The sequence below is a fragment of the Cryobacterium sp. TMT1-3 genome (assembly GCF_004402315.1).
GTDB classification, from domain to species: Bacteria; Actinomycetota; Actinomycetes; order Actinomycetales; family Microbacteriaceae; genus Cryobacterium; species Cryobacterium luteum.
Map to the genome: position 1 here is coordinate 51,463 of NZ_SOFW01000035.1, position 12,168 is coordinate 63,630.

The 12,168-nt window shown below is 65.1% G+C and carries 11 protein-coding genes; 9 read left to right on the top strand and 2 right to left on the bottom strand.

Translation table 11 applies throughout. The features are described from left to right. Position 1 precedes the first annotated feature (1 nt). The 3 genes from E3O25_RS11890 (at position 2) to E3O25_RS11900 (ending at position 4,111) form a co-directional block, all read left to right on the top strand. Positions 2-1,147 carry an ABC transporter substrate-binding protein gene (locus E3O25_RS11890; RefSeq protein ID WP_092110386.1) on the top strand — a complete coding sequence of 382 codons (1,146 nt, stop codon included), beginning with the start codon at positions 2-4 and terminating at the stop codon, positions 1,145-1,147. A 116-nt stretch (positions 1,148-1,263) separates the two neighbouring features. Further along, on the top strand, positions 1,264-2,586 hold the full coding sequence (locus E3O25_RS11895; RefSeq protein WP_241988576.1) for an aspartate aminotransferase family protein: 1,323 nt from the start codon (positions 1,264-1,266) through the stop codon (positions 2,584-2,586). Between the two features lie 25 nt (positions 2,587-2,611). Next, on the top strand, positions 2,612-4,111 hold the full coding sequence (locus tag E3O25_RS11900; protein ID WP_092110385.1) for a CoA-acylating methylmalonate-semialdehyde dehydrogenase: 1,500 nt from the start codon (positions 2,612-2,614) through the stop codon (positions 4,109-4,111). A 71-nt stretch (positions 4,112-4,182) separates the two neighbouring features. On the opposite strand, the gene E3O25_RS11905 is transcribed toward E3O25_RS11900, so the two are convergent. Next, positions 4,183-5,097 carry a LysR family transcriptional regulator gene (locus E3O25_RS11905; RefSeq protein ID WP_092110383.1) on the bottom strand — a complete coding sequence of 305 codons (915 nt, stop codon included), beginning with the start codon at positions 5,095-5,097 and terminating at the stop codon, positions 4,183-4,185. Between the two features lie 63 nt (positions 5,098-5,160). Here E3O25_RS11905 and E3O25_RS11910 point away from each other — a divergent pair, with 63 nt between their 5' ends. The 3 genes from E3O25_RS11910 to E3O25_RS11920 are packed head-to-tail and all read left to right on the top strand — an operon-like array spanning position 5,161 to position 7,218. Continuing rightward, entirely contained in the window at positions 5,161-5,349 is a 189-nt protein-coding gene (locus E3O25_RS11910; RefSeq protein WP_134361236.1) for a hypothetical protein, read from the top strand. A gap of 22 nt (positions 5,350-5,371) precedes the next feature. Next, positions 5,372-5,920, top strand: coding sequence for an orotate phosphoribosyltransferase (gene pyrE / locus E3O25_RS11915; RefSeq protein ID WP_092110382.1), 549 nt, complete (start codon positions 5,372-5,374; stop codon positions 5,918-5,920). After that, entirely contained in the window at positions 5,920-7,218 is a 1,299-nt protein-coding gene (locus tag E3O25_RS11920; protein WP_134361237.1) for a hypothetical protein, read from the top strand. Before pyrE ends, E3O25_RS11920 begins: the two co-directional genes overlap by 1 nt. A 119-nt stretch (positions 7,219-7,337) precedes the next feature. Here the strand turns inward: E3O25_RS11920 and E3O25_RS11925 are convergent, their stop codons facing one another. Further along, positions 7,338-8,246 carry a sugar-binding transcriptional regulator gene (locus tag E3O25_RS11925; protein ID WP_166787780.1) on the bottom strand — a complete coding sequence of 303 codons (909 nt, stop codon included), beginning with the start codon at positions 8,244-8,246 and terminating at the stop codon, positions 7,338-7,340. Positions 8,247-8,442: 196 nt separating this feature from the next. Between E3O25_RS11925 and E3O25_RS11930 the strand changes: the two genes are divergently transcribed. From E3O25_RS11930 to E3O25_RS11940, 3 genes are all read left to right on the top strand, one after another. After that, on the top strand, positions 8,443-10,008 hold the full coding sequence (locus E3O25_RS11930) for a sugar ABC transporter ATP-binding protein (protein ID WP_092110378.1): 1,566 nt from the start codon (positions 8,443-8,445) through the stop codon (positions 10,006-10,008). Positions 10,009-10,010: 2 nt separating this feature from the next. Beyond that, entirely contained in the window at positions 10,011-10,988 is a 978-nt protein-coding gene (locus tag E3O25_RS11935) for an ABC transporter permease (protein ID WP_134361239.1), read from the top strand. A gap of 83 nt (positions 10,989-11,071) precedes the next feature. Further along, positions 11,072-12,142 carry a substrate-binding domain-containing protein gene (locus E3O25_RS11940; RefSeq protein ID WP_134361240.1) on the top strand — a complete coding sequence of 357 codons (1,071 nt, stop codon included), beginning with the start codon at positions 11,072-11,074 and terminating at the stop codon, positions 12,140-12,142. The last annotated feature ends 26 nt before the right edge of the window (positions 12,143-12,168 follow it).

Below are 12,168 nucleotides of genomic sequence, written 5' to 3' on the forward strand. Positions count from 1 at the left end.
CATGAAACACCGCATCAACTGGCTCGGCACCGTCGGCGCGATCACGGCTGTCGGCGCGCTCGTACTGTCTGGCTGCAGCACCGCCAGCGACACCCCTTCACCGGATGCCGCCGGCGAACTCACGCCCATCACCCTGCAACTGCAGTGGGTCGCCCAAGCCCAGTTCGCCGGGTACTACGCCGCCGTCGACCAGGGCTTCTACGAAGATGAGGGACTCGACGTGACCATCGTCGAGGGTGGCCCCGATATCGTGCCGCAGGATGTGCTCGCGGCCGGTGACGTGGACTACGCCATTTCGTGGGTTCCCAAGGTTCTCGGCTCGATCGAGCAGGGCGCGAACATCACCAACGTCGCCCAGATCTTCGAGCGCAGCGCCACCACCCAGATCTCTTTCAAGGACCAGGGCATCGAGACTGCCGCCGACCTGGCCGGCAAGAACGTGGGCAGCTGGGGCTTCGGCAACGAGTGGGAACTCTTCGCCGGCATGCAGCAGGCCGATGTCGCTCTCGATGATATTTCCCTGATCCAGCAGGCTTTCGACATGAACGCCTTCCTCTCCGGCGACATCGATGCGGCCCAGGCGATGACCTACAACGAATACGCCCAGGTACTCGAGACCGTGAACCCCGACACCAATGAGCTGTACCAGCCCGATGAGCTCAACGTCATCGACTGGAACGACGAGGGTACGGCCATGCTCCAGGACGCCATCTGGGCCAATGCCGACCAGCTGGAGAGCGACGCGGACTACGCCGCCAACACGGTGAAGTTCATCAAAGCTTCCATCAAGGGCTGGATCTACGCCGGCACCAACCCCGAAGAAGCCGCGGCCATCGTGACCGCCGCGGGCTCCTCGCTCGGCCAGAGCCACCAGCTGTGGATGACCAACGAGGTCAGCAAGCTCATCTTCCCCTCGGAAAATGGCGTCGGACTCATCGATGACGCTGCCTGGGCCAACACGGTCGACATCGCCCTCAACACCAAGAACGAGACCGGCGCGACCATCATCACCACCGAACCGCCCGCCACCGCCTACTCCAACGAGTACGTGCAGCAGGCGCTCGACGAGCTGACGGCCGACGGCGTCGACGTGAAGGGTGCCGACTGGACGCCCACCGAGGTCACCCTCAACGAGGGCGGCAACTAACTACACCCGGCCGGGCGGCCCCGGCCGGGCGGCCCCGGCCGGGCGGCCCCGACCGGGCCGCCCGGCCCCACAAACTTTCCGATTCACACCACCCACAGAGAAAGCCAGCGATATTCGTGACTGACACCATTACCCAAAGCCTCAACGCGCGCACCAGCGAACTCGACCGGGCGCACGTCTTCCATTCCTGGTCGGCACAGGCGGCATTAAAGCCGCTCGTCATCGCCGGCGGGTTGGGCTGCCGCGTCTGGGATCATGACGGTCGACATTATCTGGACTTCTCGAGTCAGCTGGTGAACGTGAATATCGGCCATCAGCATCCGGCCGTGGTGCAGGCCATCACAGAGCAGGCCGCGCTGCTGACCACCATCGCGCCCTCAACGGCCAACCTCGCCCGTGGCGAGGCCGCCAAACGCATCACCAACCGGGCCCCGGCCGGCTTCAACAAGGTGTTCTTCACCAACGGGGGAGCGGATGCGAATGAGAACGCCATGCGCATGGCCCGCCTGCACACCGGGCGCGACAAGGTGCTCTCGCTCTACAAGTCGTACCACGGCAACACCGGTGCGGCCGTGGTCGCGACCGGCGACTGGCGCCGCATTCCCAACGAATATGCGCGCGGCCACGTGCACTTCTTCGGACCATTCCTCTACCGCAGCGAATTCTGGGCCACCAGCGAGGCCGAGGAATGCGCCCGTGCGCTGCACCACCTCGAACGCGTCATTCAGGGCGAAGGGGTAGCGTCGGTCGCCGCCATTCTGCTCGAGTCGATTCCCGGTACCGCGGGGATCATGATGCCGCCGGCCGGTTACCTGCCCGGCGTTCGTGCGCTCTGCGACAAGTACGGCATCGTGCTCATCCTCGACGAGGTCATGTGCGGCTTTGGCCGTACCGGAAACTGGTTCGCCTTCCAGGCCTATGACGTCGTTCCCGATCTGATCACCTTCGCCAAGGGCGTCAACTCCGGGTATGTGCCCACCGGTGGCGTGGTCATCTCCGACGCCATCGCCGCCGACTTCGACGAGACGGTTTTTCCCGGCGGACTCACCTACAGCGGGCATCCGCTCGCCATGGCGTCGATCGTCGGCGCCCTCGACGCGATGGAGGCCGAGGGCATCGTTGAGAACGCCGCCCGCATCGGCCGCGACGTGCTCGAGCCGGGCCTGAAAGCCCTGCAGGCCAAGCACTCGATCATCGGCGACGTGCGCGGTGTCGGAGTGTTCTGGGCGGTCGAACTCGTGACCGACCTCGACACCCGCGAACCGGTGAGCGCCGCCGTCATGGCCCGCGTCAAGGCCGAACTGCTCGGTCGCGGCCTGCTGCCGTTTCTCATGGAGAACCGCATCCACGTCGTGCCGCCCTGTGTCGTCACCGACGACGAGGTGGCTGAGGCGCTCGCCATCTACGACGAGGTGCTCAGCCTCGACCTTCTTTCCTAATCGCATCAACTGAAAGGCACCACTCATGACCGACCTCCCCACCATCACGCACTACGTCAACGGCGCACCGGCCGCCGGCACGTCCACCCGCACCGCACCCGTCTACAACCCGGCCACCGGCCAGGTTGCCAAGAACGTGTTGCTGGCCAGCACGGCTGACCTCGACGACGCCGTCGCGGTCGCCCAGGCCGCCTACCCGGCCTGGCGCGATATGAGCCAGGCCCGCCGCCAGACCATCATGTACAACTTTCGCGAGCTGCTTAACGCGCGCAAGGGTGACCTCGCCGAGATCCTCACCGCCGAGCACGGCAAGGTCACCTCTGACGCGCTCGGTGAGATCATCCGCGGGCTCGAGGTCGTCGAATTCGCGCTCGGAATGCCGCACCTGTCCAAGGGGGAGTACTCCGAGAACGTCTCGACCGGCGTCGACGTGTACACGCTGCGCCAGTCCCTCGGCGTCGTGGGCATCATCAGCCCGTTCAACTTTCCGGCCATGGTGCCGCTCTGGTACTTCCCGATCGCCATCGCGGCCGGCAACACCGTCGTGCTCAAGCCGAGCGAGAAAGACCCGAGTGCTTCGAACTGGCTCGCCGAACTGTTCACCGAAGCCGGACTTCCCGCCGGGGTGCTCAACGTCGTACACGGCGATAAGGAGGCCGTCGACGCGCTGCTCGTGCACCCCGACGTGCAGGCCATCTCCTTCGTCGGCTCCACCCCGATCGCCCGCTACATCTACGAGACCGCGGCCAAGCACGGCAAGCGCGTTCAGTCGCTCGGCGGAGCCAAGAACCACATGCTGGTGCTGCCGGACGCCGACCTCGACCTGACAGCGGATGCCGCCGTCAACGCCGGTTTCGGATCCGCCGGTGAGCGCTGCATGGCGATCAGCGTCATCGTCGCCGTCGAACCCGTCGCCGACGAGCTCATCGCGAAGATCGCCGAACGGGTCAAGGGCCTCACCGTGGGTGACGGAACCCGCAACTGCGATATGGGACCGCTGATCACCCAGGTGCACCGCGACAAGGTCGCCGGCTACATCGACATCGCCCAGGCTGACGGTGCCGACATCGTCATCGACGGTCGCGGTGTCAAGGTTGACGGCGACCCGAACGGCTTCTGGCTCGGCCCGACCCTGTTCGACAAGGTCAGCGTCGATTCGGCCGTGTACCTCGACGAGATCTTCGGCCCGGTGTTGTCGATCGTACGGGTGGCCACCTATCAGGAGGGCCTCGACCTGATAAACGCGAGCCAGTACGGCAACGGCACTGCCATCTTCACCAACGACGGCGGAGCCGCTCGCCGGTTCCAGAACGAGGTGCAGGTCGGCATGGTCGGCATCAACGTGCCGATTCCGGTGCCGGTCGCGTACCACTCCTTCGGCGGCTGGAAGAACTCCCTGTTTGGTGACGCCAAGGCCTACGGCCCCGCCGGCGTGAACTTCTTCACCCGTGAGAAGGCCGTGACGAGTCGGTGGCTGGACCCGAGCCACGGCGGCATCAACCTGGGCTTCCCCCAGAACCAGTAGTTATTGGCCGCTACCGCACAGAAGTGCCCGATTGGACCGTCCAATCGGGCACGTGGTGCATTCTGGCGGAGCTACGGAGCGGTGTGGGCTTGCTGCACCCGCGCGGCCTCGGCGCGCAGGGCCTCAACGACGGTGCGCACGGCCAGCCGTTCGGCTCGGTCGGGGCGCATCAGGGCCACGATCTGACGCTCCGATTCCACACCGCGCAGCGGTTTGAGCACGACGCGGCCGGGCTGCCCGCCGCCCGAGGTGTACCGCGGCACGAGCGCGATGCCCAGCCCGGCAATCACGAACGATTCGATCAGGGCGAGGTCGGCAAAGCGCTGCGACATCGACAACCGCGAGCCGGCTTCCTGCTCGATCGCGTGCAGAATGCGCTCGAACGGGTAGCCGTCGGTCACGCCGATCCAGGTCTCACCGACGAGGTCTCTGGGGCCGACCCAGGCGCGATCGGCCAGCGGATGCCCCACCGGCAGGCCCACATCCAGCGGCTCGGTCATGAGCGGAACGACGCTCAACCCGCGGCCCGCCCAGGACAGCTGGCCGCTCATCGAGTGGGCGAGCACGATGTCATACTCGGCCGTGAACGCGGGAAAGTCGCTCAGTTCGGGGTCTTCGTCGGCGCAATTGAGCACGAGGTCCGCCCCGAGCTGCTTGATCACGCCGGGGAGCAGCATCTGGCCGGCGGTGGGAAAGGTGACCAGACTCACCTCGCCAGAGGCGTGGTTGCGAAATTCGTCCCAGAGCGCGGTGGCCTTCGCGAGTGACACCGCGACATCCGTTGCGCTGCGGGCGAGGGCGCGGCCGGCGTCGGTGAGTACGAGGCCGCGCCCCTGCCGCTGGGTGAGCGGCAGGCCGGCCTCACGTTCGAGCACCTTGAGCTGTTGGGAGACGGCCGAGGGGGTGCGGTGGGTGGCGAGGGCGACCGCCGTGACGCTGCCGCGGTCGGCAAGTTCGCGAAGCAGTTCGAGTCGTTGCACGTCCATGTAGCTAGTCTAAAGAGTTCATGCAGAATAAAGCCATTGTGCTGCACGGTTAGGGGTGATCAAATGAGAGGGTCAAACACGAGCAATGTCGCCTCCGTGCCGGGCCACTCCACCTCCTTCGAAAGGCATCTCGTGTTCGTCCTCATCGCAATCCTGCTCGTTACCATTGCATCCATCGCCGCCCTCGTCGTCGAGGTTCACCGCGACGGCTATCGCCAGACCGAGCGTCGCAACCTGGTGCGCATCTTCTAAGCACCCCCCTAAACTTGCCTGTGTGACTGATACACGGCAGAAACTCATCGACTTCATCTCGGCCGAGGCCGTTTTTCACGGAGACTTCGTTCTCACAAGTGGTAAGAAAGCCACGTACTACGTGGACCTGCGCCGGGTGAGCCTCGATCACCGAGTCGCCCCGCTGATCGGGCAGGTCATGCTCGACCTCATTAAGAACGTTCCCGACGTCGTCGCTGTCGGCGGCATGACTATGGGCGCTGACCCGATCGCTGCAGCCGTTATGCACCAGGGCGCCGCCCAAGGCTTGAGCTATGACGCCTTCGTCGTGCGCAAGGAACCGAAGGACCACGGCCGCGGCCGCCAGGTTGAGGGACCTGACCTCGCCGGCAAGCGCGTGATCGTGCTCGAAGACACCTCGACCACCGGTGGATCGCCCCTCGCCGCCATCGAAGCCCTACTCAAGGTTGGTGCCGAGATCGCCGGCGTCGCCGTTGTCGTCGACCGCAACACCGGTGCCCGCGAAGTGATCGAGGCCGCCGGCTACCCGTACTTCGCCGCGATCTCCCTTGAGGACCTGGGGCTGAACTAGTGTCACCAGACGACGACGAGCGCGGAATCGACTGGCTCGCGTCGCAGCTCGACCCGAACCCCCAGACCGACCCGGTCGATGGCACTATCGACGCTGATGCTGGCCTCGACTCCGAGGAGTCGCCAGCGACACCGACGGCCGCCGAACAAGCGGATGCCCCGGCGCCCGCGACCCGATTCGGTCGCCGCGCTCGTCGCTCCGCTGAACCGGTGGCTGAACCAGCTGTCGAACCGGTCGTCGAACCGATCGCACCGCCCGTTGCTGCCGCTCCAGCAGGGCCGGCCCCCTGGTGGACGACTCCGCTGCCGCAACCGGTTGCCACTGAGCCCGACGCCGCTGATGCCGCTGACCCCCAGTCCGCTGAGGCCGGCGCTCCTGCTGACACTGTGACCAGTGAGCCTGACCTTCCGCCGGCCGACGTCGAGCCGGAACGGCACGACGCGCTCGTCGTCGAGCCGGCCGCCGTCGAACCCATCGCCGTTGAACCGGTTGAATCAGTCGCTGTCCAGCCAGAAAGTATTGAGCCGCCCTCCGCGATCGCCACGGTGCTCCTGCCCGTCTCTGACACCGAGGCCGACGCGCCCGACCCGGCGCCGGGCATCCGCCTGGGTGAAACCGCTGCCGATCAGCCGACGGTGCTCCTGACGAAACCGGATTCCACCGCCGGCAACGTCGACGCTGGCCTTGAGCCACCGAGCCGCCACCGCTCGCGCCGTAGCGCCCCCGGAACGACCCAGGCCACCCTGATCTGGACGGCCGTCGGGCTGCTCGCCCTCATCGTGCTCGTCGGGCTGTACTTTCTGGGCCAGCGGCTCGTCCCGAGCCCCGCAGCCGCACCGGCACCGACGGCATCCGCTGCGCCGACGCCCACCCCGACTCCAACGCCCATCCCGGAGATCGCGGCCGCGCAGCCCGCCGGTGTGCACGAGTGGAACACCCTGTTCGGGGGCGAGTGCCTCGAACCGTATGCGTCACCGTGGGAGGAAGACTTCACCGTCGTTGATTGCGCTGCCGAGCACACCGCCCAGCTGGTCTATCGCGGAAACTTCGGCGGCGACGCGACCACCGTGTTTCCCGGCGAGGCCGCCCTGGCCGCCCAGATCAACCTGCTCTGCACGGCGCCCGGCATCCTCGACCTGACCGCGGCCGGCGCCTACCCGAACCTGCAGATGCAGGGCAGCTACCCGATCACCGCCGAGCAGTGGAGCGCTGAACCGCGCAACTACTACTGCTTCGTGAGCCGAGCCTCGGCCGAGCCGCTCACCGCGAGCATCAAGGGGCCCGGCCCGACCGCCTGACGCCCGGCCTACAAGGCGGTATAGCCACCATCAATGACGATGGTCTGGGCGGTGCTGTCTGCATGCATGTGTCTACTCCAGGTCTGATGGTGAGTACGAGGTCGTGCCGACGGCGCACCCTACGCCGGCTGGCTCAACAGCCGTTGCGCCAAACCGGTATCGGTGACGAGCGAGGTGACCAGTCCGCTGTCGATTGCACTGCGCACCGCCGCGGCCTTCAGGGTGCCTCCGGCCAGGCCGATGACATCGGGGATGGCATGCAGTTGCGCCGAGCTGATGGCGACCGAGCGGTCGGCCACGGCATCTATTTCCTGGCCGCGTGAATCGAGCAGGGTCGCTGCAACCTCGGCCAGAACGTTTCGGCGGAGGAGGTCATCGAGTACGCCGATATTCCGGGCGTTGTCATACAGCTGGGAATCCGGCGGGTTCCAGCTTCCGATCGCGACGACGGCCTTGGTGACCCCGTCGAAACGTCGAAACGTCTCGTGGATGACCGGATCACTGCGCAGCGCGATCGCTGTGGCGCGATCTTTCACCAGGAGGGGGGCGAAAATCGGATAGGCGTTTCCACCGGATGCCAGGGCGATGCGGCGCACGATATCGATGCCGTTCTCGCGAACCGGCCCGGCAACCCCGGCCAGTTGTACGACCTCGCAGCGGGCGATCTCACCGATGTGGTGCGCCATGTGGCTGAGCGTACGCCCGGCGGTAACGCCCAGGACGTCGCCGTCGACGAGGATTTCGCTCAGCAGCTGAGCGCCGACCCGACCCAACGCCTCTTGCACGACCTCGGGTCGCGGACTGGGGGTCATCACGGCGATCGCGCGTTTGAGCCCGAATCGTTTCTGCAGGGCAATGGACAGGTCGAGGTCCACGACACCGGGCAGGCCGATATCAATCGTGACAATTCCCAGTTCAATGGCCTGCTCGAGCAACCGGGCCACCTTGAATCGAGAGATTCCCAGTTCCTCGGCGATTTCGATCCTCGAGAGGTTGCCAATGAAGTGACGCGTTGCGACGTCGGCCATACGCTCTTCATCGTTCCGTTTCAACGCAACTCTCTTCCATTGAGTTTGCCTGCGCTCAAGGGTAGCACTTCGCTCATTTGTGCATGGTGGTTTCACATATGTGGTTTTTGTGGTTAGAGTTTGAAAACATTCGTTTTCGATGGTTGATCGCAAAGAGGCTCTATCGCCAGCTCTCCTTGCACGAAAGGTGAGGCTGATGGCAGATGAACTGGGCACCTTGGAATGCCGCGATCTGACCAAGGCATTTGGTGGGATTCCGGTGCTCAAGGGCATCTCCCTCTCGCTCGCTCCGGGAACGATCACCGCACTGGCGGGTGAAAACGGCGCCGGAAAGTCCACGCTGATGAAGATCGCGTCCGGGCAGTACCGGCCGGACTCCGGCGAGGTGCTCGTGCGTGGCGAACGCCTTCCGAGCGGCAACCCGCAAGCGGCCTACCGGCTCGGGGTGGCGATCGTTCCCCAGGAACTGGCCTCCGTGCTGGAGATGACGGTCTACGAGAACATCTTCATCGGGCGCGAATTGAGCGGACCGTTCGGCCTGCGACGCCGGGCGATGATTGAATCGGCCCGACAGATTCTGCACGTCTTCGGCGTCGACATCGAGCCGACGCGGCGCATGGGCAGCCTCCCCGTCGGTTTGCGGCAAATCGTGGAAATCGTCAAGGCGACCAACACCGGAGCTCGCGTCATCCTGCTCGACGAGCCATCCAGCGCCATCGCCGAGCGTGAAGTCGGAAAACTGATCGAGGTGATGCGCACACTGCGCGACCGCGGTGTGGCCCTGCTTTTCACGACCCACAAAATGGAAGAAATGCGCGCTCTCGCGGACCGCGTCCTGGTCTTGCGGGACGGCGAGCTCGTGCTCGACGAGGCCCTGCGCAACCTCACCGACGATGACATCGTCACGGCCATGATCGGTCGTGAGCTCGAAGGCCTCTTTCCCGCCCTGCCGGAGCCCGGTACGGAAGCCGTGCTCGAGATCGACAACCTGCACGTGTCCGGCGCGGCCGCGCCGCTCAGCCTCACTGTGAGGCGGGGCGAGATCGTCGGTCTGGCCGGACTCGTCGGGGCCGGCCGCACGGAATTGCTGGAAACGGTGTTTGGTATTCGTAAGAGCACCGCCGGTTCGATCAGGGTCAAGGGAACCACGATCAAGGGAGGCACGCCCGCAGCAGCGATTGCGGCTCGCATGGCCTTCGTTCCGGAGGACCGCAAGGGTGCCGGAGCCGTGCTGTCGATGAGCGTACTCGACAACGCCACACTGCCCCGGATGGACAAATTCTCGGTTGGCGGACTGCTTCGACAGGGCTTTCGCCGGTCGCAGGTGCGCGAGGCCATGGACGCCGTCAAGCTGCGCAGCCGCGGGCTCGACCAATCGATGGAGACGCTCTCCGGTGGCAATCAGCAGAAGGTCGTGCTGGCGCGCTGGCTCACCTCCCCCGTAGATGTTCTCATCCTCGATGAACCAACCCGTGGCGTTGACGTCGGCGCTCGCAGCGAGATTTACCGCATCATCGTGGACCTCGCTGAGCAAGGGATGGCGGTGGTCATGGCCTCCAGCGACATGCCGGAGATCCTGAGCTTGTCCCATCGGGCGCTCGTCCTGCGCAACGGCATCATCGCCGGTGAGCTCGATTCCGAGCAACTGGCGCATCCAGGTGTGCAGGACACCATCTTTCGGCTGGCCAGCGGACTCGAGGGCATCGAATCCTCCGACCCCGACCCCGCCGACCCGTCCACGAACAATCAGAAGGACAACTGAGCATGACAATTACCCAGGACACCACGCGGCGTTTCTCCGCAAAATGGTTGCAGGACCTTGCGGTGCGCTACGCGATGGTCATCGTGATGGTGCTCATTATCTCGTTCTTCCTCTATCGCAGCGCCCGGTTCGGGACCGTCGACAACGTCGTCACGATCCTCATCGCTGCCGCACCGTTCGCCCTCATCGCTCTCGGCCAGACCCTCGTCATCCTCACTGGCGGTATCGACCTGTCGGTGGGCAGCATCATCGCCCTCAGCGCCATGTCGGGGGCACTGACCGCCAAAACCTTCCCCGATCGCGTCTGGCTGGCATTGCTGGTTGCCGTGGCCGTCGGGCTGATCGCCGGCTCGATCAACGGGCTGGTGGTCTCGATCATCAACGTGCCACCGTTCATCGCCACCCTGGGCATGCTCACCCTGGCCTCCGGCCTCGCATTCGTCGTCGGTGGTGGCGCACCGATCAACGGACTGCCGGCTGCCTATGGTCAGATCGCCAACACCGAAATCTTCGGGCTGACGATCCCCGTGATCCTGATGATTGTCAGCATCGTGGGTTTCGGAATCCTGATGAAGCGCACCGCCTACGGCATGCGCGTCTATGCGGTGGGCGGCAACCGCCTGGCCGCCGAGATCGCGGGGGTCAAGACGGGACGCATCCTGTTCAGCGTCTACGCGATCAGCGGAGCGCTCGCGGGGCTTTCCGGAATCATGCTCTCATCCCGCGTGATCAGCGGGTCACCGAACCTGGGCCAGGGGTACGAACTCGATGCCATCGCGGCGGTCGTGATCGGCGGAGCCAGCCTGCTCGGTGGCCGGGGCACCATCTGGGGCACGGCGCTGGGCCTTCTGCTCATCCAAACCCTCAACAACGGACTCGACATTCTCACCGTTCCCGCCTACTGGCAGGACGTCATCAAGGGGATGCTCATCGTCACGGCCGTCGCCGTCGACGTGTGGGCCTCCAAACGGCGCGTTTAGTTTCGTCACCACGCACTTGGCCCACGCGCATTCGCGCTGGCGCCACGCACTCCCGGCACCGGGAACCCAACACGGAGGAATCAATGAAGATCACACGCACTATCCGTCGCGCGACCGGAATCGCGATCGCCGGGCTGACAGCGCTCTCGCTCACCGCGTGCGGGGCAGGGGACCCCACCGCCAATCAGGGCGACGACGCGGGCGACCGAGTCACTATCGGTGTGACGGTCTATGACATGTCGTCGTTTATCACCGAGGGCAAAGAAGGCATCGACCGCTACGCCGAAGAGAACGACATCGACATTCTCTGGAATTCAGCGGGAATGGACGTCAGCACCCAGGCCAACCAGATCGACCAGTACATCAGTGCCGCAGTTGACGCCATCGTCGTCGTTCCGGTGCAGCTCGAGACCCTCCAGCCGCAGGTCGCGGCTGCGAAGGCAGCCGGCATCCCCTTCCTCGACGTGAATGCCACCCTGAACAACTCCGAGGTCGCCGGCAGTGTTCAGCCCGACGACGTCGCGGCAGGCGAGCAGGAAGCTGAAATGATGATGGAGGCGCTCGGTGGTTCCGGCAACGTGGTGATCCTGCAGGGACCGCTCGGTGGATCCGGTGAGATCAACCGCGGCCAGGGAATCGACAACGTGCTGGCCGAAAACCCGGGAATCACCGTTCTCGCCAAGGACACGGCCAACTGGAGCCGCGACGAAGCCATCAACAAGGTGAAGAACTGGATCTCCGCGTTCGGCGGCGAGATCGATGGTGTGATCGCTCAGAACGATGACATGGGTCTCGGTGCCGTGCAGGCCCTGCGCGAAGCCGGCATCGAGGGTGTACCGGTCGTGGGCATCGACGGAATCGAAGACGGCCTCAACGCCGTCGAGAACGGCGATTTCATCGGGACCAGCCTGCAGAACGGCACCGTCCAGCTCGCCACGGGTGTCGCCGTCGCTGCCAAGATCGCCCGCGGCGAAGAGGTCGACAAGAACCTCCTCTACCTCATGCCCCCGATCACCACCGACAATGTCGGTGACGCCATCGAGCACGTCGTGTCCGACCGCCCGACCTTCCTCGACGCTCTCAGCGAGCTGATCGCCGGCAACCTCATCACGGGCGATATCGCCTTCGAGAACCTGCCAGGTCAGGGCGAGTAAGGCACCGCCTACCCGAACACAAACGT

What these genes read in the sequence shown, in the direction of transcription:
- E3O25_RS11890 (WP_092110386.1), top strand. Translation starts at nt 2, where the DNA reads ATGAAACACCGCATCAACTGGCTCGGCACCGTCGGCGCGATCACGGCT.
- E3O25_RS11900 (WP_092110385.1), top strand. Translation starts at nt 2,612, where the DNA reads ATGACCGACCTCCCCACCATCACGCACTACGTCAACGGCGCACCGGCC.
- E3O25_RS11905 (WP_092110383.1), bottom strand. Translation starts at nt 5,097, where the DNA reads ATGGACGTGCAACGACTCGAACTGCTTCGCGAACTTGCCGACCGCGGC.
- E3O25_RS11910 (WP_134361236.1), top strand. Translation starts at nt 5,161, where the DNA reads ATGAGAGGGTCAAACACGAGCAATGTCGCCTCCGTGCCGGGCCACTCC.
- E3O25_RS11925 (WP_166787780.1), bottom strand. Translation starts at nt 8,246, where the DNA reads ATGGCCGACGTCGCAACGCGTCACTTCATTGGCAACCTCTCGAGGATC.
- E3O25_RS11930 (WP_092110378.1), top strand. Translation starts at nt 8,443, where the DNA reads ATGGCAGATGAACTGGGCACCTTGGAATGCCGCGATCTGACCAAGGCA.
- E3O25_RS11935 (WP_134361239.1), top strand. Translation starts at nt 10,011, where the DNA reads ATGACAATTACCCAGGACACCACGCGGCGTTTCTCCGCAAAATGGTTG.
- E3O25_RS11940 (WP_134361240.1), top strand. Translation starts at nt 11,072, where the DNA reads ATGAAGATCACACGCACTATCCGTCGCGCGACCGGAATCGCGATCGCC.